Annotated in this window: 19 protein-coding genes; 3 read left to right on the top strand and 16 right to left on the bottom strand. The window is 64.8% G+C overall.

Annotated elements, in window-relative coordinates; all coding sequences use genetic code 11:
• Positions 1-37: 37 nt before the first annotated feature.
• The gene (locus LB551_RS01935) at positions 38-238 is read right to left on the bottom strand and encodes a hypothetical protein (protein WP_224658010.1); all 201 of its coding nucleotides are present in this window, start codon (positions 236-238) and stop codon (positions 38-40) included.
• A 309-nt stretch (positions 239-547) separates the two neighbouring features.
• Between LB551_RS01935 and LB551_RS01930 the strand changes: the two genes are divergently transcribed.
• Together LB551_RS01930 and LB551_RS01925 are read left to right on the top strand one after the other, a co-directional pair.
• The gene (locus tag LB551_RS01930) at positions 548-2575 is read left to right on the top strand and encodes an amidase (protein WP_224658009.1); all 2028 of its coding nucleotides are present in this window, start codon (positions 548-550) and stop codon (positions 2573-2575) included.
• Positions 2576-2645: 70 nt separating this feature from the next.
• A complete protein-coding gene (locus LB551_RS01925) occupies positions 2646-3065 on the top strand; it encodes a VOC family protein (protein ID WP_224658008.1) in 420 nt (139 codons plus the stop codon).
• 22 nt (positions 3066-3087) lie between these two features.
• Here LB551_RS01925 and LB551_RS01920 read toward each other — a convergent pair whose 3' ends face one another.
• A complete protein-coding gene (locus LB551_RS01920) occupies positions 3088-3735 on the bottom strand; it encodes a ThuA domain-containing protein (RefSeq protein WP_224658007.1) in 648 nt (215 codons plus the stop codon).
• Between the two features lie 53 nt (positions 3736-3788).
• Positions 3789-4811 carry an LLM class flavin-dependent oxidoreductase gene (locus tag LB551_RS01915; protein WP_224658187.1) on the bottom strand — a complete coding sequence of 341 codons (1023 nt, stop codon included), beginning with the start codon at positions 4809-4811 and terminating at the stop codon, positions 3789-3791.
• Positions 4812-4933: 122 nt separating this feature from the next.
• On the opposite strand from LB551_RS01915, the gene LB551_RS01910 reads away from it, so the two are divergent.
• A complete protein-coding gene (locus LB551_RS01910) occupies positions 4934-6031 on the top strand; it encodes a CaiB/BaiF CoA transferase family protein (RefSeq protein WP_224658006.1) in 1098 nt (365 codons plus the stop codon).
• A 125-nt stretch (positions 6032-6156) separates the two neighbouring features.
• On the opposite strand, the gene LB551_RS01905 is transcribed toward LB551_RS01910, so the two are convergent.
• From LB551_RS01905 to ehuB, 13 genes are all read right to left on the bottom strand, one after another.
• Positions 6157-6432 (bottom strand): hypothetical protein, encoded by a 276-nt coding sequence (locus LB551_RS01905; RefSeq protein ID WP_140517323.1) that lies wholly within the window; start codon positions 6430-6432, stop codon positions 6157-6159.
• Between the two features lie 164 nt (positions 6433-6596).
• On the bottom strand, positions 6597-8093 hold the full coding sequence (locus LB551_RS01900; RefSeq protein ID WP_224658005.1) for an aldehyde dehydrogenase family protein: 1497 nt from the start codon (positions 8091-8093) through the stop codon (positions 6597-6599).
• 114 nt (positions 8094-8207) lie between these two features.
• Complete coding sequence (locus LB551_RS01895; RefSeq protein ID WP_224658004.1) at positions 8208-9470, bottom strand: D-tagatose-bisphosphate aldolase, class II, non-catalytic subunit; 1263 nt, start codon at positions 9468-9470, stop codon at positions 8208-8210.
• Entirely contained in the window at positions 9467-10462 is a 996-nt protein-coding gene (locus LB551_RS01890) for a sugar kinase (RefSeq protein WP_224658003.1), read from the bottom strand. The genes LB551_RS01895 and LB551_RS01890 overlap by 4 nt, the downstream gene beginning before the upstream one ends.
• A 72-nt stretch (positions 10463-10534) precedes the next feature.
• The gene (locus tag LB551_RS01885; RefSeq protein ID WP_224658002.1) at positions 10535-14206 is read right to left on the bottom strand and encodes a hydantoinase B/oxoprolinase family protein; all 3672 of its coding nucleotides are present in this window, start codon (positions 14204-14206) and stop codon (positions 10535-10537) included.
• A 263-nt stretch (positions 14207-14469) separates the two neighbouring features.
• Positions 14470-15471, bottom strand: a complete 1002-nt coding sequence (doeB, locus tag LB551_RS01880) for a N(2)-acetyl-L-2,4-diaminobutanoate deacetylase DoeB (protein ID WP_224658001.1) — start codon at positions 15469-15471, stop codon at positions 14470-14472.
• 5 nt (positions 15472-15476) lie between these two features.
• A complete protein-coding gene (doeA, locus tag LB551_RS01875) occupies positions 15477-16655 on the bottom strand; it encodes an ectoine hydrolase DoeA (RefSeq protein WP_224624216.1) in 1179 nt (392 codons plus the stop codon).
• Between the two features lie 138 nt (positions 16656-16793).
• Entirely contained in the window at positions 16794-17786 is a 993-nt protein-coding gene (locus tag LB551_RS01870; RefSeq protein ID WP_224658000.1) for a cyclodeaminase, read from the bottom strand.
• Positions 17786-18772 (bottom strand): hydroxyectoine utilization dehydratase EutB, encoded by a 987-nt coding sequence (gene eutB / locus LB551_RS01865; protein WP_224657999.1) that lies wholly within the window; start codon positions 18770-18772, stop codon positions 17786-17788. The genes LB551_RS01870 and eutB overlap by 1 nt, the downstream gene beginning before the upstream one ends.
• A 28-nt stretch (positions 18773-18800) precedes the next feature.
• Positions 18801-19577, bottom strand: a complete 777-nt coding sequence (eutA, locus tag LB551_RS01860; RefSeq protein WP_140552063.1) for an ectoine utilization protein EutA — start codon at positions 19575-19577, stop codon at positions 18801-18803.
• A gap of 5 nt (positions 19578-19582) precedes the next feature.
• Positions 19583-20242, bottom strand: coding sequence for an ectoine/hydroxyectoine ABC transporter permease subunit EhuD (gene ehuD / locus LB551_RS01855; RefSeq protein ID WP_140521357.1), 660 nt, complete (start codon positions 20240-20242; stop codon positions 19583-19585).
• Between the two features lie 16 nt (positions 20243-20258).
• On the bottom strand, positions 20259-20918 hold the full coding sequence (gene ehuC, locus LB551_RS01850; RefSeq protein ID WP_140552065.1) for an ectoine/hydroxyectoine ABC transporter permease subunit EhuC: 660 nt from the start codon (positions 20916-20918) through the stop codon (positions 20259-20261).
• A 207-nt stretch (positions 20919-21125) separates the two neighbouring features.
• The gene (ehuB, locus tag LB551_RS01845) at positions 21126-21977 is read right to left on the bottom strand and encodes an ectoine/hydroxyectoine ABC transporter substrate-binding protein EhuB (protein WP_224657998.1); all 852 of its coding nucleotides are present in this window, start codon (positions 21975-21977) and stop codon (positions 21126-21128) included.
• Positions 21978-22020: the final 43 nt, after the last annotated feature.

Genomic DNA, 22020 nt, shown 5'->3' with positions numbered 1-22020 from the left:
GCGAGCCAGAACGCTGGGCTGTGGCGGAACAGCTTCGCTAAACGTCGAGAACGACCATCATTCCACGGACCTCGGCCATTTCGAGCAGCAGATCCTGCACGCTGTCCTCGGTAAGCGCCTCGCCGGTTCGCGCCACCAGTTCGTCAATGCTTTCCCTCATCGAAATGGCGGCAACCCCGGTTTTTTCGGAGAGCAACCGTCCGATGGCAGCGCGGATCCGGGCAGTCTGGTCAGGCATGATCTCCCTTTCATGCTGGGGTGACGACATACGTTTTCTCTAACGCGTTCCTTTGCCACAACTTCTGCGAGCTTTAGCTTAAGGGTGCAAGTCGTTCGAGAGGGACGATATTCACTATTTGGCGGATAGTTGCCCAACGACGACACCAACGACGCAACTCCTCGTTGCTGGATCCAGACTTCACCATTCCCGAAGGTACGTGACGCCCCATCCCGATTGGAGGTTGCATCGACAATCGCGATTGGCCCTTGCCGAGGTCGGCGGCCTCGCTCATCCATGGCGGGTGGAAACGACAGCCAGGACCAGAAGATGACCGATCCCAGCCTTCACATCGTCGAAGCGACGATCCAAGAGTTGCGGTGCGCACTCGACGAAGGCACGGTCACCAGCGTCGAACTTGTCGGTGCTTATCTCAGGCGCATCGCGCATTTCGACCGGCACGGCATCAGCCTCAATGCGGTCCCCATCCTCAACCCGGCCATGTTCGAGGAAGCCGCGGCATCGGACCGGCGCCGCAACCAGGGCAAGACGCTCGGCCCGCTCGATGGTATCCCCTACACCGCCAAGGACAGCTACAAGGTATCTGGCTTGACTGTCGCCGCCGGCTCGCCGGCCTTCGAGCATCTCATCGCCAACGAGGACGCCTTCACCGTCGCCCGGCTGCGCGCCGGCGGGGCGGTCCTGATCGGCCTCACCAACATGCCTCCGATGGCCAATGGCGGCATGCAGCGCGGCGTCTATGGCCGCGCCGAAAGCCCTTACAATGCCGATTACCTGACTGCCGCCTTCGCGTCCGGCTCCTCGAACGGCTCGGGCACCGCGACGGCGGCGAGTTTCTGCGCCTTCGGGCTTGGCGAGGAAACCTGGTCGTCCGGCCGTGCGCCGGCCACCAACAACGCGCTGGTCGCCTACACGCCTTCGCGGGGCGTCATTTCGGTGCGCGGCAACTGGCCCCTGGTGCCGACCATGGATGTCGTCGTGCCGCACACGCGCAGCGTGCCCGATATGCTCGAACTGCTGGATGTGATCGTCGCCGACGATCCCGAGACGCGGGGCGATTTCTGGCGCGCGCAGCCCTGGGTCGCGCTGCCGAAGAGTTCCGAACTGCGGCCGCCGCGCTACACCGGTCTCACAGTTGCGGGGTCGCTGGAAGGGATGCGGCTTGGCGTGCCCGGAATGTATATCGGCCGTGACAGCGGCGCCGACCGGCCGATCGAAACCCGCGCCTCCGTGCTTGATCTCTGGGAGCAGGCGGCGGCGGACCTCAGGCGGCTTGGGGCCGAAGTGGTGGAAGTCGATTTTCCCCTCGTCTCCAACTATGAGCGCGATCGCCCCGGCGCGCGCACCATGGTCGAGCGCCGCCTAGTGCCACGGGAGTTCGCCGACCGTGAAATCTGGGATCTCTGCATTTCAGCTTGGGACGATTTTTTGCGCGCGAACGCCGATCCGAACATCCCCGATCTCGCTTCGGTCGACGGTCCGAAGATTTTTCCGCAGCCACCGGGCACGCTGCCCGACCGCTATGAAGGCGGTTTCGACCTGGCGGAGTATGTCGAGCGCGCGAAATCCGGCGTCACGCCGTTCCGGGACATTCCGACGATGGAGGACGGGCTGAAAGGGCTGGAAGCGACGCGGGGGCTCGATTTCGAGGACTGGCTGGACGCCAACAGGCTTGATGCCGTCGTGCTGCCCGCAGTCGCCGATGTCGGGCCGGCGGATGCCGACATCAATGAGGCCTCCGCCGCGCTCGCCTGGCGCAACGGCACCTGGGTCGCCAACGGCAATCTGGTGTGGCGGCATTTCGGCATTCCGACCGTCACCGTGCCGATGGGTACGATGGCCGATATCGGCATGCCGGTCGGCCTGACCTTCGCCGGCAAAGCCTATGACGATGTAAGGCTGCTGCGCATGGCCGGCGACTTCGAACGCTCCACGCAGCGCCGCACGCGCCCGCCACGCACGCCGGAACTCGCCGATGATGTGTTTTCGCGCCGGTCCGCCCCAGCCGGCAATGGCAAGGCGCCTGCGCTCGCAATCAAGCTAGCGGCCGAGGCGCGCGGCACCGGCGATCAGGACGAGATCATCATCACGCTCGACCTCCCCGTCGACGCAACCGAGACGGAGCGCGCCAGCATCAAGGTGCACGTCAACGGCGAGGCCGTCGCGATGCAGCGGGCCGGCGCGCTTTTGACCGGCCGGGCGTTTGTCCCGGCCGCGGAGCATCAACGGATCCACAGCGTCTGGCGCGGCCCCTACGGCTCGATCGTCACGGCGGTGATGCGGCTGCGGGATGGATGCAGCGCGGGCGTCTATGTGGTCACCGGCGGGATTGGATGACGATGAGCCCGCGCGGGCCAATTTCGCGCCGGGCTCGCTATGTGAACCGGGGAATTATGAGGAGCCAGCCATGATCAAAGTCAAACAACTCGCCCATGTCTGCATCTTCGCCAACGATCTGGACGAGACACGGCGCTTCTACGAAAATGTCCTTGGCATGGATATCCAATTCAATTTCCTGCGCGATCGAGAGATTTTCGGTTTCTACCTCAATTGCGACGGCCGCAGCCATATCGAGGTTTTTCAGAAAGAGGGCGCGCGGTTCGGCGAGACGAACCAGATCAACCATTTCTGCCTGGAAGTGGAGGATATCGACGCCGCGATCGCGCATATTGCATCCAGGGGTGTGGAGGTCACCGCGAAAAAACTCGCCTGCGACGACACATATCAGGCCTGGCTGCGCGATCCCAACGGCGTGAAGATCGAACTGTTCGAATACACCGGCAAGAGCGCGCAATTCACCGGCGGCGACCGCGTCGCCGATTGGTAGGCTGTCGCGGTTTCAGTGGGCACTAGCCCCGCGCGGCCCAGAGCAAACCGCGCTCGACGATGACAGCCATTTCCGGCACGGCGAACTCATCCGCGGTGTGCCCGAGCGAACTGTAAAAAACCTTCCCCGCGCCATACCGTCGCTTCCAGACCACCGGCATGACCACGCCGCCAATGCCCGGAAAATGCGCACCGGTGAAAGTTGTCGTCGCCAGCACGTCGTTGCTCGGATCGACATGCATGTAATACTGCTCCGACCGGTAGGCGAAATCGCCGACGCCGCTCATGATCGGGTCGTCCGGCTGGGTGATGACGACCTTATAGTCGATGATATCGCCGGGATGCGCGACCCATTGGCCGCCGGTCATGAACTGGTAGTCCGGCTCGTTGCGGAAACTGTCGCCCATCGTGCCGTGGAAGCCGCCGAGCCCGCTTCCCTCGCGAACCGCACGCGTCAGGTTCTGCAGTTCGGCCTTCTCGATCGTCGACATGGTGATGACAGGCACGATGAGATCGAAGGAACCGAGCTCCGGATCGGCGAACATCGCCGTGCCCTCGCCCAGCGTGACGGTGAATCCATTGCGCTCCAGCATGTCGCGCACGACCTTGGCGCTGCGTTCCGGCGTGTGACCTTCCCAGCCGCCCCAGGCAATCAACGCCTTCTTCGCCATGCCGTGAACCTCCTGAATCGCCCGCTGCGGTCGATGGTTACACGGCGCGGCTTTCAGCGCCAGCCCAGCGCCGGCGCGACATGGGTCAGGATCGCCTCGATGACATGGGCGTTGTAGTCGACGCCGAGTTGGTTGGGCACGGTGAGCAGCAGCGTGTCGGCCTCGGCGATCGCCTCGTCCTCGGCCAACTCCTTGATCAGCACGTCAGGCTCGGCGGCATAGCTGCGGCCGAAGATCGCCCGCGTGTTTTCCTCGATGAAGCCGATCTGGTCGCGGCTCTCATTGCCGCGGCCGAAATAGGCGCGGTCGCGGTCGTCGATCAGCGCGAAGATGCTGCGGCTGACCGAGACGCGCGGCTCGCGCGCGTGGCCGGCGGCCTTCCAGGCCTCGCGATAGATCCGGATCTGCTCGGCCTGCTGGATGTGGAACGGCTTGCCGCTTTCGTCGAATTTGAGGGTTGAGCTCTGCAAATTCATGCCGAGCTTGGCCGCCCACTCCGAAGTGGCGTTGGTGGCGGCACCCCACCAGATGCGCTCGCGCAGACCCTCCGAATGCGGCTCGAGCCGCAGCAGGCCGGGCGGGTTGGGAAACATCGGCCGCGGATTAGGTTGGGCGAAGCCTTCGCCGCGCAGCGTGTCGAGGAAGACCTCGGCGTGATGCCGCGCCATGTCGGCGTCGCTTTTGCCTTCCTGCGGCGCGTAGCCGAAATAGCGCCAGCCATCGATGACCTGTTCGGGCGAGCCCCGGCTGATGCCGAGTTGCAAGCGTCCGCCGGCGATGATGTCGGCGGCACCCGCATCCTCGGCCATGTAGAGCGGATTCTCGTAACGCATGTCGATGACCGCCGTGCCGATCTCGATGCGGCTGGTCTTGGCGCCGACCGCCGCCAGCAGCGGAAATGGCGAGGCGAGCTGGCGGGCAAAATGGTGGACGCGGAAATACGCGCCGTCGGCGCCGAGTTGCTCGGCCGCGACGGCGAGATCAATGGATTGCAACAGCGCGTCCGATGCCGAGCGCACCTGCGATTGCGACGAGGGCGTCCAGTGCCCGAATGACAGGAAACCGATTTTTTTCATGGGCATGACGTATATGCGACCAGCACGTGCTTCAATGCCAAAAGAGCAGGGTTACACACCGTCGCCCCTGCGTGACACCAAAAGTGCGCCTTACCGAAAGTTTGAATGCCGTGGAGGGTAGGATGCTCAGGGGAATCCGCATCGTCGAGATCGAGGCGTTGGGGCCGGCGCCCTTTGCCGGCATGCTGCTCGCCGATCTCGGCGCCGATGTGATCGTCGTCCACCGCAAGCATGCATCCCTGCCGGGCCTTCCCGAGCGCTCGCTGCTCGATCGCGGCAAGCGCTCTATCGCGCTCGACCTCAGGAATGCCGAGGACGTTGCCGTGCTGATGCGCCTGATCGCCACCGCCGACGGCCTGATCGAGGGCTTCCGGCCGGGCGTGATGGAGCGTCTCCGACTTGGTCCAGATGTGTGTCTGGCCGCCAACCCTCGCCTGGCCTATGGCCGCATGACCGGCTGGGGGCAGGAAGGCCCGCTCGCCCGCACCGCCGGCCACGACATGAACTATACCGGCGTGTCGGGCGCACTCTGGTATGCCTCCCTGCCGGGCGAGCCGCCAATGGCGCCGCCGACGCTGGTCGGCGACATAGGCGGCGGCGCGCTCTATCTGGTGATCGGCATGCTGGCCGCCGTCATGAACGCCCGCGCCGGTGGTGAAGGCACGGTCGTCGACGCGGCGATCGTCGACGGCTCGGCCCATATGATGAACCTGTTGATGTCGCTCGCACAATCCGGCGCGCTTGCCGCCGAGCGTGGCCGGAGCCTTCTGGACGGACCGCATTGGTGCCGCGTCTACCGTACGTCAGATGGCGGCTTCATCAGCGTCCAGTGCGTCGAGCCGAAATTCTATGCGCTGTTCCTCGGCAGGCTTGGCCTGGGCGGCGATCCGCAGTTCGCCGCTCAGTTCGACCGCGACCTCTGGCCTGAGCTCGGCAGCCGGCTGGAAGCGATCTTTGCCGAAAAATCCCGAGACGAGTGGATGAAATTGTTCGAAGGAACGGATGCCTGCGTCGGGCCTGTGCTCAGCCCGCATGAGGCGGCGCTGCATCCGCACATGGCCGCACGCGGCTCCTGGCTGACGGTGGACGGCGCCCTTCAGGCGGCCGCCGCCCCGCGTTTCTCCGGAAGAACGGAGCGGACACCGGCGAAAAGCCCGGCACGCGGCGAACACGATGCGGAGATTCGCGCCGAACTGGCGAATCCTGCCGCAACCCGTTGAAATCGAGCACTTTTCACTGCTGAGTTCGCCATGATCCGGTTGCCGCGAAATAGGCGGCACTCGTTTGCGCCCGCATGGCACGCGTGTATGGCAGACCTGACGCGACGATCGCCAAGGTCCGCCGCCTACTTTCCGCAATGGTGGTCGTTGATCTTGTTCAACGCATTCGCATCCGGCCCCACCCGGTGGTAGGAGCAGGCGCCGGCGGCCGTCGTGACAAGCTGCCGGTCATAGTAGCGCGGGCCGCCGAACAGTATGTCGATAATATCGCCGTCAGCGGGAACATAGCGTTCGGGTTCGCCTTGGTGGTGGCGGTGCCTGGCCCCGGCGGACGCCGAAGAGACGATGCCGCAGCCCATCACAAGGGCGAGAGCGCAGATCGCAAAGCGTTTCGTCGTCATCGACAACACCTTCCTAGCCAACCGGAGTTCATCTTATACCCAAAAATCGCCGGATAAAGAAAAGTTCCTGAGAACGGTCGCCGGTTGATTTGCAGCCGGCGTGCATGAGCGGCAGCCTGAGAACCGGCGGCGCAGGCCGGCTCGCCTGACAACCGACAAAAACCTCAGTCGGTCTGGATCCACACCGACTTGGTCTCCAGATATTCGTGCAGATGCTCAACGCCGCCCTCGCGGCCGTAGCCCGACATCTTCATGCCGCCGAACGGCACGGCGGGGTCGATGGCGTGGTACATGTTGACCCAGACGGAACCCGCCTTGACCCGGCGGGCGAGCTTGTGTGCCGTGCCGAGATGGGTGGTGAAGATGCCGGCGGCCAGCCCATAGGGCGTCGCATTGGCGCGGACGACGGCTTCGTCGAGCGTGTCGAACGGCATCGCGGAAATGACCGGTCCAAAAATCTCCTCGCGCGCGATGGTCATCGTGTCGGACACCGCGCCGAAGACGGTTGGGGCGATGAAATTGCCGCCGTCATAGAGGTCGCCGGTCAGCCGCGATCCCCCGGCGACCAGTTCCGCGCCCTCCTCGCTGCCGGCCTTGATGTAACCCTCGACCTTGCCGGCCTGCCTCGCATTGATGAGCGGCCCTATTTCGGTTTCGGCCTCGATGCCGTGGCCGATGCGCAACCTGCCGGCAAAGTCAGCGAGCCGGCGCACGAACTCGTTATGGATTTCGCGTGCCACGAACAGCCGCGAACCGGCGATGCAGACCTGGCCCGAATGCACGAAGACGGCCATCGCCGCGATCGGAACGGCCTTGTCGATATCGGCGTCGCGGCATACGATGAGCGGCGACTTGCCGCCGAGCTCGAGTGAAACGCGCTTTAGATTGGCAACACCCGCCCGGGCGATCGCCTGGCCGGTGAGCGTCGAGCCGGTGAAGACGGTCTTGTTGACGTCGGGATGTTCGGCAAGCCGCGCGCCGGCTTCGGCCCCGGTTCCGGTGACGACGTTGACGACGCCGTCGGGAACGCCGGCTTCCTGCATCAGCCGCGCGATCAAAAGCGGCGTCAGCGATGCATCCTCGGAGGGTTTCAGCACGATGGTACAGCCGGTGGCGAGCGCCGGCGCGATCTTCCAGATCGAGGCGGCGGTCGGCGCGTTCCAGGGAATAATGGCGCCAACCACGCCCACCGGCTCGCGTCTTGTGAAGGTGACGATCTCGCCCGGGATCGAATTGTCGATTGATTCGCCGTGCAGCGCGGTCGCCATGCCGGCATAGAAGCGCAGCATGCCGATGACCCGGCGCCGGTTGGCGAGCGTGCGCGTGATCGGCAGCCCCATGTCGAGCGTGTCGGAGACGCAGAGCTCTTCCCAGTTCTTCTCGAAGAGATCTGCGATCCTGAGCAGCACGCACTGCCGTTCGTAAGGGGAAAATCCGGACCACGGACCTTGGAAAGCGATGCGCGCGGCCGCCACCGCCGCTTCGACGTCGGCGGCGCCTCCGCGCGGCACCGTCGCCAGCAATTCGCCCGTCGCCGGGTTGAGCGCCTGCATCTCCTGCCCGGACTGCGCCGCGACCCACTTACCGCCGATGAACATCGGCCGGAATTCGCCATGATAGAGCGTCGCGGCCTTCGCCCTCGGGTCGAAGTTCAGCGTCATATCCTCCTCCTCGCCATTCCGTCGCGACTATTACTCCGGTGCAGGCACACCTCAAGCAAGGAAGCCGACAAGCCGTCGAAATGACCGAACTGCGTCCCCTGGCTATCGGCCGCCTCACCCGCCGCAGGCGAAGCGGTAGCCCTCCAGCGCCTGCTGAACCGCGGCCACCAACACCGCCTCCGGATCGAGCGGCTGTCCGGCAAAGCGGTCGAGCGCGGGCAGATGCTGATGGAACAGCGTCGCCGGCACGGCCTTGCCCGACAAAGCGGTCATCAATTGCTGGACAGCGTCCATCGCCTCCTGATGGTTCCAGTAGTAACGTATGCGGTCCGACAGCGAATAGTGCCGCTGCACGCGCTGTTGCGCCGCAGAGCCGTGGTAGTGGCTGTGCCAGTCCTTGGCATCGGCCGTCATCAGCGCTTCCATGGTCTGATAAAGCGGGCGCGCGCCGTAATCAGGCAACAGATCGGAGGCGATCAGGTCCAGCCCGTAGAGCGCTTCGCGCAGGACGAAGGTCAGCTGCGGCCCCACCTTGAGGATGGCAAAGCCGTCCTCGACCAGTTCGCGCAGGGCCGCTTGCGTCTGATAGTCGGTGGAATGTGCCTCGTAGACCAGGCCGGCTTCCTGTTCGAGCAGCGCGCGCAGATGCAGCGCCTTGGCGCGATCGTAGAAGACCACGTTCTCGTTGCCGAACTCCACGCCCGGCTGCACGACCACGGCGATGACCCGCGAGAAGGCGTCAGCGAGGCCGTTCTCGTGGAAGACCTGCCGATGCACCGCCAATGTGTGCCGGACCGCGGACAGGCTTGTGGGGCTGATTTCGCCAATGAGATGATCCGCTCCGCCTGGCGGCGGAACCTCGGTGCCGATCACGTAAAGCGGCCGGTCGGGGCCGCTGGCGACGTCCTCGGCCTTGCGCGCCAGGCGCGCGGCGCGCCTGGCAATCGTAGCGTCATCCAGCGCCGCCGGCTCGCCCGCACATCCCATGGAGGCATCGAGATGGATCTTGCGGAAACCGGCCCGGACATAGGCGGACACCATGTCCTCGGCCTTCGCCATCGCCGCGCCGGCATCTTCCTTTCGCCATGGATTGGGACCGAGATGATCCCCGCCGAAGATGACCCGCTCGGGCGCAAGGCCTTCGGAGCCGGCAATAGCGGTCACCGCCGCGACGAAGTCAGCGGGCTGCATGCCGGTATAGCCGCCGAACTGGTTGACCTGGTTGCAGGTTGCCTCGATCAGCAGCGGCCGGGAGAACAGCACGGCGTCACGCGCCGCGGCCCGGATCACGACCGGATGGGACGAGCAGACGGAGGTGATGCCTTCCGCCACCCCCTGACGCCGGGACGTAGCAAGTTTCAGCAATGGATCGGTCACGGGCGTCGCCTCGGCGTGTTGGCAATGAACAGATCGAGTTCGGCACGCGTGCCGGCCCCTTCCATCGGACCTTGCCGCGTGACGTTGCGCGCCCCTGCCGCATTCGCATAATCGAGCGCGGTCACGGCAGGCATGCCGAGCCTGCGGCAGGCGATGTAGGCGCCGCCGAAACAGTCGCCCGCGCCGGTCGGATCGATCTCCTCGACCAGGAAGCCGGGCGCCTCGACGCGGCTGCCGTCAGCGCCGAACAGGGACGCGCCGAGCGCGCCGCGCTTGACGACGACCTCGCCGGCACCGCGGGCAAACAGCGAGACGAGCGCGTCGGCTTCATTGTCGTTGCCCGAAGCGGTGTGGAGTTCCTCACCCGACGGCAGGATCAGATCCGCAATGTCGAGAAGCCGCGCGAAGCGCTCGCGCGTCTGGCCATGGCCGAGCAGTTCCTTGCGGAGGTTGGGATCGAGCGAGATGCTTCCGCCACGCGCCTTGACGGCATCGATGGCATGGTCGAGCACCTCCCAAATGGCGGGAATGCTGAGCGCGGTGCCCATGACGTGCAGATGGCCCGAACGCGCCAGCAGCGCCCTGGCCTCAGGAGTCAAGCCGACCAGCGCTGCGGCCGATTTGCCGATATTGTAGACGAAGTCGCGCGAACCGTCCTCGCGGTAGCGCACGAAGGCGCTGCCCGTCGGATAGTCTGGACTGACGGCGATGGCCGAGACATCCGCACCGTCCCGGCGCAGGCGCTCGACGTTGATCCTGCCGAAATCATCGTTGCCGACGCAGGCGATGATGCCGGCCCGCCCGCCAAGCCTGGCGCATTGGTCGATGAAGATTGCCGGTGCCCCGCTCGGATAGGGTCCGGTCAGCTCCATGGGCTCGAGGAAGCCGTTGCCACGGCTCGTCGCCATGATCTCCACCAGGATCTCACCGACGGTGACGGTCGGCCCGAGTCCATCGGGCGCCAGTGTCTTCAATGGGGATTTGCTTGGCATAGCGAAAGACCCGGTGTGAAAGGCAAGGGAAATGCGAATTCGAAAAACGGATAGAGCGGTTGCGCGATTCTATCAAACGTGGGACGGCCCTGGCTCCGGCCCCCCGAACGCCCCGGGCGTCGGCGTCGTCACGACGACGGCGTCGCCGGGCTGAAGCACCGTCTGGTCGCAGGCTTTCAGCATCTCGACCGTGCCGTCCTTGCGGCGCACCTTGGTCGAGCCGGCCTCGCCATCGCCACCACCGGCCAGCCCTTGCGGCGGACGGTTGCGATGCGAGGAGAGGATGGCGCATTCCATCTTCTCCAGGAAGCGGATGGTGCGCTTCGTGCCGTCGCCGGCATTCCACCTGCCCTTGCCGCCGGAGCCCTCGCGGATGTGGAAATCCTCCAGCATCACAGGAAAGCGCAGCTCCAGTATTTCCGGGTCGGTGAGGCGCGAATTGGTCATATGGGTGTGAACGCCCGAAGTGCCGGCAAAGCCGCGGCCGGAATTCATCTGGCCGGCGGGCGAACCGGAACAGATCGTTTCGTAATACTGGTACTTGCTGTTGCCGAAGGTCAAATTGTTCATGGTGCCTTGCGCATTGGCCATGGCGCCCATGGCGCCGAACAGCGCGTTGGTGACGTGCTGCGAGGTCTCGACATTGCCGGCGACGACGGCGGCGGGATAAGCGGGTTTCAGCATCGAGCCGTCGGGGATGATGATGTTGATCGGCCTCAGGCAACCGGCATTCATCGGGATCATGTCCTCGACCATGACGCGGAAGGCATAAAGCACCGCTGCCCGGGCGACAGGCTCTGGCGCGTTGAAATTGTTTTTCATCACCGGCGACGTGCCGGTGAAGTCGACCGTCGCCTCGCGCTTTTGCCGGTCGACCGATATTTTCACCCTGATCACCTGGCCGGTGTCGGTGGGATATTCATAGGCCGATGTATCCGGCAGCCGCTCGATCACGCGCCGCACGCTCTCGGCCGCATTGTCCTGCACATGGCCCATATAGGCCTCCACGACATCGAGCCCGAAATGCGCCACCATCTTGCGCAGCTCCGTCACGCCCTTCTCGTTGGCGGCGAGCTGCGCCTTGAGATCGGCGATATTCTGGTGCGGATTGCGGGCGGGATAGCGGTGATCGGTGAGCAGCGCCCGCAGCTCATTTTCGCGGAACTTTCCGCGATCGACGATGCGGAAATTGTCGAACAACACGCCTTCCTCGTCCACCGTGGTGGCAAGTGGCGTCATCGAGCCCGGCGCGGTGCCGCCGATATCCGCGTGGTGCCCGCGCGAGGCTACCCAGAAGAGGATTTTCTGCTGGGGGTCATCGAACACCGGCGTCACGACAGTAATATCAGGCAGATGCGTGCCGCCATTATAGGGGGCGTTGAGCGCAAAGACATCGCCGGGATGGATGTCGCCTGAATTGAGCCGGATGATGGTTTCAACCGAGCGATCCATCGAGCCAAGATGCACCGGCATATGCGGCGCGTTGGCGACCAGCGCGCCATTTCGGTCGAAGACGGCGCAGGAGAAATCCAGCCTTTCCTTGATGTTGACGGAATAGGCGGTGTTCTGCAGCGTCACGCCCATCTGCTCGGCGATGGACATGAACAAATTGTTGAACACTTCCAGCATCACCGGATCGGCCTCGGTGCCAAGTGCTGCCTGCCGGCGTTTCTTGCTGGTGCGCCGCATCAGCACATGGTTCCTGGCCGTGATCTCGGCCTGCCAGCCCGGCTCCACGACGATGGTCTGGTTGGGCTCGATGATCAGTGTGGGGCCGGCGACCCGATCGGACGGCCGCAATGCCTCGCGCCGGCAGACGCCGGCTTCGTGCCATTTTCCTTCCGTGTAGATCCGCCGGGCCTCCTCGGCCCTGGCTTTTGATGGCTGCCCCACCGGAGCATAGGCTTCGGCAGCCTGCTCGCCGCCTGCCTCCATGCCCTCGACGCTCACCGCCTCGACGATCATAGGCTTGTCCTCATAGACGAAACCGAATCGCGCTTTGTGGGCAGCCTCGAAATCGGCCCTCGCGCGCAGCATCGAGCCATGCTCGAAATGCACCGGAAGTGCGGTGTCGGTGCCGTCGTAGCGGATCTGCAGCGCCGGTCTGGCCGCGACCGCGTCCTCGGCGATGCCTTGTGCGGCGAGTTCCGCGACGACGGCGGTTCGCAAGGCCGTGATCAGCTCTTCGATCGCCGGCCTGGATTCTTCCGCCAGCGGTGCAAGCAAGGCCTGCTGGCGTGAGGCAAAGACCGAGGACAAGCCGATGCCGTAGGCCGACAGCAAGCCGGAAAACGGATGGATCAGCACCGCCTCCATGCCGAGAGCGTCGGCGACCAGGCAGGCGTGCTGGCCGCCTGCGCCGCCAAAACAGTTCAGCAGATATTCGGTGACGTCGTAGCCGCGCTGCACCGAGATCTTCTTGATCGCGTTGGCCATGTTTTCGACCGCGATGGTGACGAAACCTTCGGCGACCGCTTCAGCCGAGCGGCCGTCGCCGATTTCGGCGGCGAGCGCATTGAATTTCTGGCGAACGGTCTCCACGTCGAGCGGCTCGTTCTGGCCGGGGCCGAAGATGGTCGGGAAAAAATCCGGCTGCAGCTTGCCGAGCATGACGTTGGCGTCGGTGACGGCGAGCGGGCCGCCGCGCCTGTAGGCGGCGGGGCCTGGATTGGCGCCGGCGGAGTCCGGGCCGGCGCGAAAGCGGCCTGCTTCGTAGTGCAGGACCGAGCCGCCGCCGGCCGCCACGGTGTGGATGCGCATCATCGGCGCGCGCACGCGCACGCCTGCGACCTCTGTATCGAAGGCGCGCTCATACTCGCCGTCATAATGGGCCACATCGGTGGAGGTGCCGCCCATGTCGAAACCGATGACCTTTTCGAAGCCGGCGAGCTTTGCGGTCTCGACCATGCCGACGACCCCACCGGCCGGGCCAGACAGCAGCGCATCCTTGCCCTGGAACAGATCCGCGGCGGTCAGCCCGCCAGAAGACATCATGAACATGAGGCGGGGCGATTGGCCGATCTCGTCGCCGGTGGGGGAGATTGGCGCCGTGCCCAGCTCCCCCGCTACCCTTTGCACATACCTCGACAGGATCGGAGACAGATAGGCGTCGACCACGGTGGTGTCGCCGCGGCCGACCAGCTTGATCAACGGCGATACCTCGTGGCTGACCGAAACCTGCCCGAAACCGAGCTTGCGGCAGACCTTTGCGACGGCCTTTTCGTGCTCGGGATATTTCCACGCATGCATGAAGACAATGGCGACCGCGTCGATACCGTCCGCCTTTGCCTGTTCGATCGCCGGGCGACAGGCAGCGATGTCGAGCAGCCGTTCGACGCAGCCGTCGGCAAGCACGCGCTCGTTGACCTCGATGACGCGCTCGTAGAGCTGTTCGGGGAGGATGATCTCCTTGGCGAAGATGTCGGGGCGCGCCTGATAGGCGATCCTCAACGCATCGCGAAATCCCTTGGTGATGAGCAAAAGCACGCGGTCGCCCTTGCGCTCCAGCAGCGCATTGGTGGCGACCGTTGTGCCCATCTTTACGTCGCCTATCAGCCCGGCGGGGATAGGCTCGCCGGGGCGCAGGCCGAGAAGGTCGCGAATGCCCTGGATGGCGGCGTCGGCATAGGCCTCGAGATTTTCGGACAGAAGCTTGCGCGGATGCAGGCCGCCCTCGGGATCACGGCCGATGACATCGGTGAACGTGCCGCCGCGGTCGATCCAGAAATCCCATTTTTGTTGCATTCCGACACCCTCTTTGTCGCGAGTATGGCAGCAAAGTCATACTCTTTGATACCCGAGTTCGCGCCGGAACAAGTCGTCGCGCCATTGCCTCTGCGACGAGGGTGGCTTTGGATGTCTGAGGCAATGGCAAGGCACGCGCCTCCGCGGCGCGCCGGCCGGAGCCGTGAGCGCAGCCGGGCTGGCTCGCCGGCCGCTATCTGGATCCAGGGTGGAAGAATGCACGGCAGGCCCGAACCTGCCTGCCGTGCAGGCCGGGCCTTCCGTCAATCGACCAGTGCGGCAACCACCGAGACGCAGTCGCCGGCCTTGACCAGGCCGGGGAAATGTCGCGCGGCCAACATGCCCGACATTTTTGCTCGGATCTCCTGGGGGGCGATGCCGGTTCGGCCAGTGGAATGGATGCGCGCCAGCACCGCGCCCTTCTCGACGGGCTCGCCGAGATCGACCATCGTCTCGACCATGCCGTCGTCCTCGGCGAAGGCAAAGCAATCGCCGGACGGCATGTCGAGCCATTGGGTTGGCGTCGTCTCGACCGCACCGGCGACGATGCCGGCATGCCGCAGCACGTTGAGCATGCCGCGCCGGGCGATCCGCACCGTCTCGGCTCTGGACGTGCCCCCACCGCCGAGCTCGGTGGTGACGAACACCTTGCCCATGTCCTCGGCGGCGGTATCGTACATGCCGACGGCATCGATCTCGATCATGCGCATCGAGAACGGCGCCGCGAAGGCTTCGACCGCCGCGAACGCCCTTTGTTCCAGGGCCTTGTCCGGCAGCGTATGGGCGGCGCAGAACGGTACGAAGTCCAGCGTCTTGCCGCCGGAATGGAAGTCGAACACGATATCCGCGCGGGGAAGCAGCTCCCGCTGGAAATAATCGGCGATCTTTTCCGTCACCGTACCGTCTGGCCTGCCTGGAAAGCTGCGGTTCATGTTGCCCTTGTCGATCGGCGAGGTACGTGTGCCGGCGCGGAAGGCGGGATAGTTCATCGCCGGCACGATGATGACCGTGCCGGTGACCTGGGCGGGATCAAGCGTGCGCGCCAGATCATAGAGCGCCAGCGGCCCTTCATACTCGTCGCCATGATTGCCGCCGGTCAGCAGGGCCGTCGGCCCCTTGCCGTTGCGGATGGCACAGATCGGGATCATCACCGAGCCCCACGCCGAATCGTCGCGGCTGTAGGGCAGGCGCAGGAAACCGTGCTGGGCGCCGTCGCGATCGAAATCGACTGACGGCGAGACCGGCGACGGGCGAAGGTCGGACATCGGTTTCAATTCTTCACCACCAGCTTGCGCGGCACATTGGCCAGGCACTCGACGCCCGTCTCGGTGATCAGGATGGATTCGGTGATTTCCAGCCCCATCGTCTCCAGCCACAGGCCGGTCATGAAATGGAAGGTCATGCCGGGCTTCAGCTCGGTGCGGTCGCCGGGGCGCAGGCTCATCGTGCGTTCGCCCCAGTCCGGCGGATAGGAAAGGCCGATCGGGTAGCCGGTGCGGTTGTCCTTGACGATGCCATATTTCTTCAACACCGCGAAGAAGGCGTTGGCGATGTCTTCGCACGTGTTGCCGGGCTTGGCTGCCGCGAGCCCCGCGTCCATGCCTTCGAGCGTCGCCTTCTCCGCATCGAGGAATTCCTGTGTCGGCTTGCCGAGGAACACTGTTCGCGACAGCGGGCAATGATACCTGTTGTAGCACCCGGCGATTTCGAAGAACGTGCCCTCGCCCGACTTCATCGGCTTGTCGTCCCAGGTCAGGTGCGGCGCCGAGGCGTCGGCGCCCGACGGCAGCAGCGGCACGATCGCTGGATAGTCGCCGCCAATGCCGTCGACGCCGCGCGTGCCGGCATCATAGATCTCGGCGACGAGATCGCATTTGCGCATGCCGACCTCTATCTTGTCGACGATGCGCTGGTGCATCGCCTCGACGATGCGGGCGGCCTTGCGCATATAGTCGATCTCGGTCGGGCTCTTCACCGCGCGCTGCCAGTTGACCAGCGCGGTGGCGTCGACGAAACGGGCATTGGGCAGGTGCTTCTGCAAAGAGGCGAAGGCGGCGGCCGAGAACCAGTAATTGTCCATCTCGACGCCGACGGTCAGCTTGCCCCAGCCGCGATCGGCAAGCACGCTCGACAGGAAATCCATCGGATGGCGTTCGGTCGACTGCACATAGTGATCAGCATAGCCGACGATGTTGTCATGCGCGAGATAGGCGGTGCGCTTGGCGCCGTTGGCGTCCTGGCCGCGGCCATACCAGACCGGCTCGCCCGACGGCGGCACGATGACCGCCTGATGCACATAAAAGGACCAGCCGTCATAGCCGGTGAGCCAGGCCATGTTGGAGGGGTCGCTGACAATAAGCAGATCGACGCCTTTCACGGCCATGGCTTTCCGCGTCTTGGCGAGGCGATCCGCATATTCGCTTCGCGAGAATTTCAAGTTCGGTTGCATTTTGTTGGTCCTCGTTTGTTAGGCCCTGGAACCCGCTTCGACTTCCGTTGAATCTGGCTCCAGGTGATTTTTTGTTTGAGCATGATATCCTCGAAAAACCGGTTCCCACTTTTCCGGATCATGCTCTTGCGGCCAGCATCAACTTTCAAAAATGGTTCCGGCTTTCGCAGTCCGGGCCCGGTCGCGGGCGAGCGTGGCGATCGCCGTGTCCTGCACGCCGGTGCCGGTCAGGTCGGCGATGGTGATGTCGTCCGCCGCGCGCCGGCCATGGCGTTCGCCGGCGATGATCTGGCCGAGTTCGGTCACCTCCGCCTCCGCCGCGATCACGCCGGCGGAGATGGCATGGTGCAATTCGCCGAGCCGGCGCGTCTGCCTTGCGCTGTCGGCGACATAGAGATCGGCCATGCGCAGGATTGCCGGCGCGATCTCGTTCTTGTGCTCGGCATCCGAGCCCATGGCGGTGATGTGCTGGCCGGCCGAGACGAAGCCGGCCTTGATCAATGGTTCGGTCGAGGGCGTGGTGGTGACGATGATGTCGGCGCCGGCGACCGCCTTGGCCGCATCCGGTTCTGCGCGCACCACGATGCCCAGTCTTTCGCTCAAGGCGCCGGCCGCGGCTTGCGCCTTGGCCGCGTCGCGCGCCCAGATGCGAGCTTCTTCGATCGGTCGCACCAGGCGCAGCGCCTCGAGCTGCAATCCGGCCTGCACACCGGCGCCGAAGATCGCGGCAACGGACGAATCCGGCCGCGACAGATGTTTTGCCGCGACCGCTCCGGCTGCGGCGGTGCGGACGTCGGTGAGATAGCCATTGTCGAGCAGCAGCGCCTCGACGAGACCGGTCTTTGCCGACAGCAGCACCATCATGCCGTTGACGCTGGGCAGGCCGAGCTTGGGATTGTCGAAGAAGCCGGGGCTGATCTTGATGGCGAAGCCGTCGATGCCGGGCACATAGGCGGTCTTCACGTCGACCTCGCCGCGACGCTCGGGAATGTCGAGCCGCAGGATCGGCGGCATCGCCACCGGCAGGGTAGCGAGCGCCCGGAAGGCGTTCTCGACACAGGCGACGGCGTTGAGATCGAGAGCTACGATTTCGCGTAATTGTTTCTCGGTAAGGATGGTCATCCGGCTCATCAGGCGCGCTCCGCAACGACTTCGCCGCAAACGATCTTTCTGTGCAGGCTCATATCGATATTGCGACCGGAAAGCAGAACGACCACCGGTCCGTTTGGCTTCACCTTGCCGGCGACGAGCGCAGCGATACCGACCGCGCCGGCGCCCTCGACGATCTCGCGCTCCTGTTCATAGGCATGGCGGATGCCGGTGGCGATCTCTTCTTCGGAAAGCAGCACGACGTCGTCGAGCAGGTCTCGGCACATGGAAAAGGTCAGCCGGTTGTCGAGGCCGATGCCGCCGCCGAGCGAATCCGCCAGCGTCGGCAGTTCCTCCACTTGCACCGGGCGCCCCGCATCGAGGCTGGCTTTCATCGCCGCACCGCGCGCCATCGAGATGCCGACGACCTTTGTGCTCGGCCTGACGCCCTTGACCGCTGCGGCAATCCCGGAGGCCAACCCGCCGCCGGAGAGCTGCACCAGCACCAGAGCGGCGTCAGGAACCTGCTCCATGATCTCCAGCCCGAGCGTGCCCTGCCCGGCGATGATGTCGGGATGGTCGAAGGGTGGCAGCATCACCAGACCCTCTTGCGCCACCAGCCGCTCGACCTCCTGTTGCGCGTCGTCCTGGCTGTCGCCGACAATGCGGATTTCCGCGCCGAGGCGGCGGATGGCATCGAGCTTGTTCCGAGGCACCAGCCGCGACATGCAGATCACCGCGCGCATGCCTTCGAGCCTGGCGGCATGGGCGAGTGCGCGGCCGTGATTGCCGGTCGAGGCCGCGACGACACCGCGTGCCCGCTGCTCGGCATTGAGCGAAGCAATGGCGTTCGAGGCGCCACGCAGCTTAAAGCTGCCCGTGGTCTGGCGGTGTTCCAGCTTAAGGTGAACGGGAAAGCCGAGCCGCTCCGACAGGCTCTCGGACGGCACGACCGGTGTCGGTTCGACCTTGCCGGTGATGCGTTGGCGCGCGGCGCGGATGTCTGAAAGGCCGACGGCGTGCGTCATGGGTCGCTCGTGCATGCAGGACATAACCTTACTGTCCAAGCGGCAAGGTCGTCAGCCGCCCGAACTCCGGACGCGGCACATCATCGCCACACAGTCGCAGGCAATTCCACGCGCTCGCCTGATTGCTGGTGACGACCGGACGGCCGATAGCCTGTTCCATCGCGGCGACCGCCAGCGCCGAGCGCAGCGCCGTGCAGGACACGAACAACGCCTCGGCCTGCGGGTCAGTCGCCTCGCGCGCCAGCTCGACGAGAGCCGCCGGCGCAATGCGCGCCATCTCGCGGTCGTCCTCGAATCCGAGACAGGTGAAGCTGGCGATCTCGAAGCCGCGTTCGGCGAAATAGGCCGCCATCGGCCGGCTGGTCTCGACGGTGTAGGGTGTGAGAATGCTGATCCTCTTCGCGCCCAGAGCCCTCAGTCCGCGCACGCCCGCCATCGGCGGCGTGACCACGGGCACGCCAGGCTTGGCCGCCTGGATCGCCGCCTCGATCTCGGCGTCGCCGATCACCACGGAGGCCGACGTGCAGGAGTAGCAGATGGCATCGAGCGGTTCGTCCGGCAGGATCAGCGCCGCGCCTGCCGTCAGTTCGGGCTGCATCTTGCGCAGATTCTGCGGTGTGGTCGGATTCTTATAGGGGATGCGGGCGACATAGATGCCGATCCTCTCACTCGCCACCATGCGGCGGAAGTCCGGCTCGCTGGTGTGGTCGGTGGCCAGGATGATCAGGCCGACGCGCTTTTCCAACGGGCGCGCCTCGAGTGCGGGCCTTGTCGGCATCAGCCTGATTTCGGGAAGCGGCTTCATGGGAACTACCTTTCGATCTTGCCGTAGCGATGTTCCAGCCAGCGCAGCAGCATAACCGAGAAAAGGCTGATGATCAGGAAGAAGGCGCCGACCAGCGTCATCGGCTCGACATAGCGGTAATAGGTGTTGGCGACGCTCTTGGCCTGGTTCATCAGCTCCAGCACGGTGATCGCCGACAGCAGCGGCGTCTCCTTGAACATGGCGATGAAATAATTGGCCAGCGCCGGGATCATCGGCGGGATCGCCTGCGGTATGACGATGTGGGTCCAGGTCTGGCGAGCGCTGAGATTGCAGGCTTTGGCCGCCTCCCACTGGCCGCGCGGCACGTTTTCGATGCCGGCGCGATAGACCTCCGCCGTATAGGTGCCGTAGTGCAGCCCAAGCCCGATGACGCCGGCCACAAGCGGCGGCAGCAGGATGCCGAAATCGGGCAGCACGTAGAAGATGAAGTAGAGCTGCACCAGCAGCGGCGTGCCGCGGATGAATTCGGCCGCCCAGCCGACCGTCCGCGACATCATCTTGTTCGGCGAGCGACGGGCCAGTGCGATGCCCAGCCCGACGATTGCCGCCAGCACCGAGCCGAGCACCGTCGCCAGGATGGTGATCTTCACCCCCTCGATCAGCGTCGGCAGGATCTGCCGGACGAAATCCCAGTCCCAATCCATTACAGGGCCCAATCCATCAGACGCGCACTCCGTCGAGGCCGCGCGCCATGCGGCGCTCCAGCGACCGCACACCCCATGAAATGACGAGCGCGAGCACGAAATAGATCACCAGGATGGTGGTGAACGGCATCAGCGTGCTGCCGGTCTGCGAACGCACCACCTGCGCCTGGAAGGTGAGATCGGCGAGTGAAATCAGCGAGACGACGGATGTCGCCTTGAGCAGTTCGATGGCGTTGTTGCCGAAGGTCGGCAGCATCACCAGAAGCGCCTGGGGCAGGATGACATGGCGCATGCCTTGCCAGCGGCCGAGATTGAGCGCCGTGCAGGCTTCGTATTGCTCGGCGCCGACCGACTGGATGGCGCCGCGCACCACTTCGGCCGCATAGGCGCCGACATTGAGGCCCAGCGCCAGCACGCCGGCTTGCAGCGGAGTGAGTTCGACGCCCGCTAGAGGCAACACGAAATAGGCCCAGAACAGCTGCACGAAAATCGATGTGCCGCGGAAGAATTCGATATAGGCGGTGGCGAGCGCCCGCAGCGCGAAGAAGCGCGACAGCCGCCCCATGCCGGCCAGGAAGGCCATGACGAGGGCCAGCACCGACCCCATCAGCGTCAGCTCGATGGTGACAAGCGCTCCCTGCAATATCAGGCCGAGATAGCCGGACCATTGGGTCATTTATCAGAGGCTTCCAACGTTTGGTTCTAGCATCTTCTCCCCTCTCACGAGGAGAAGATGCAGGTTCACCCTCCCTAGCCGCAGCACAGCTGCCGCGAAGGACGGGCAGGCGGATGAGGCGCGGCTCCCAGCTCGCAAAAATGCGCGCTGCCCGTCATCCGGCCCTTCGGGCTCCCTTCCCCCGTGGACGGGAGAAGGGAAAAGGCCTTATTTCGCCGCGCAGAGCTTATCGCGCGTCGTCGACATCGCCGCCGCAGCCGAGAAGCCGTAGGGCTCGATGATCTTGGCGAACTCGCCCGACTTCTTCATCTTGGCGAGCTCGACATCGAAGGCGTCGCGCAGTGCTTCGTCGCCCTTCTTGAAGGCGGCGCCGTCGCAATAGACAGGCGCGCCCTGCACGGGTGCTATGACTTCGAGGTTCGGGTCATTGGCCTTCTTCATCAGATCGTTGATCGACAGGACGGGGAGCGAATAGGCGTCGATGCGGCCGTCCTGCACCATCTTCAGCCCGCTCTGGCCGTCGGGCACGACGATGACGCGGTCACGCGGCACGCCGGCGTTGAGCGCGAGCTTCTCCTCGGTGCCGCCGCCGGGCGCGCCGATGGTGGCGGAGGTGTCCTTGGCGACATCCTCATAGCCCTTGAAGCCCTTCGGATTGCCCTTCTTCACCAGCATCGCCTCGGCGTCGCACAGCACCGGCTCGGAATAGGCAACCGCCGCACAACGTTCCGGCTTCATGAACAGGCCGGCAGTGACGACGTCGAAGCGGCCGGCCTGCAGGCCGGGGATCATGGCGCCATATTCCGAGATCGAGGCGGCGACATCGGCGACGCCCAGCCGCTTGAAGATTTCCCGCGCCACGTCGGGCGCGGCGCCCGAAACCTTGCCGTCGGCGGCGACCGCCGTGTAGGGTGGCTCGTTGGCGATGGCGAGGCGGGCGAAGCCTTGCGCCTTCAACTGCTCGAGCTTGCTGTCGTCGGCCGATCCGATGTTCGAGGCAGCGAGCACCGCGGTCAGCGCAAGACCGGCGACGCCGGCCAGAATGCCAAGTTTTTTCATTGTTCCCAACTCCATGTTTGTGTTCTTGGTTTGCAGTCATTCA

The organism is Mesorhizobium sp. BR1-1-2 (genome assembly GCF_020165435.1).
GTDB lineage: Bacteria > Pseudomonadota > Alphaproteobacteria > Rhizobiales > Rhizobiaceae > Mesorhizobium.
This window is presented reverse-complemented; position numbering and strand designations above follow the sequence as displayed.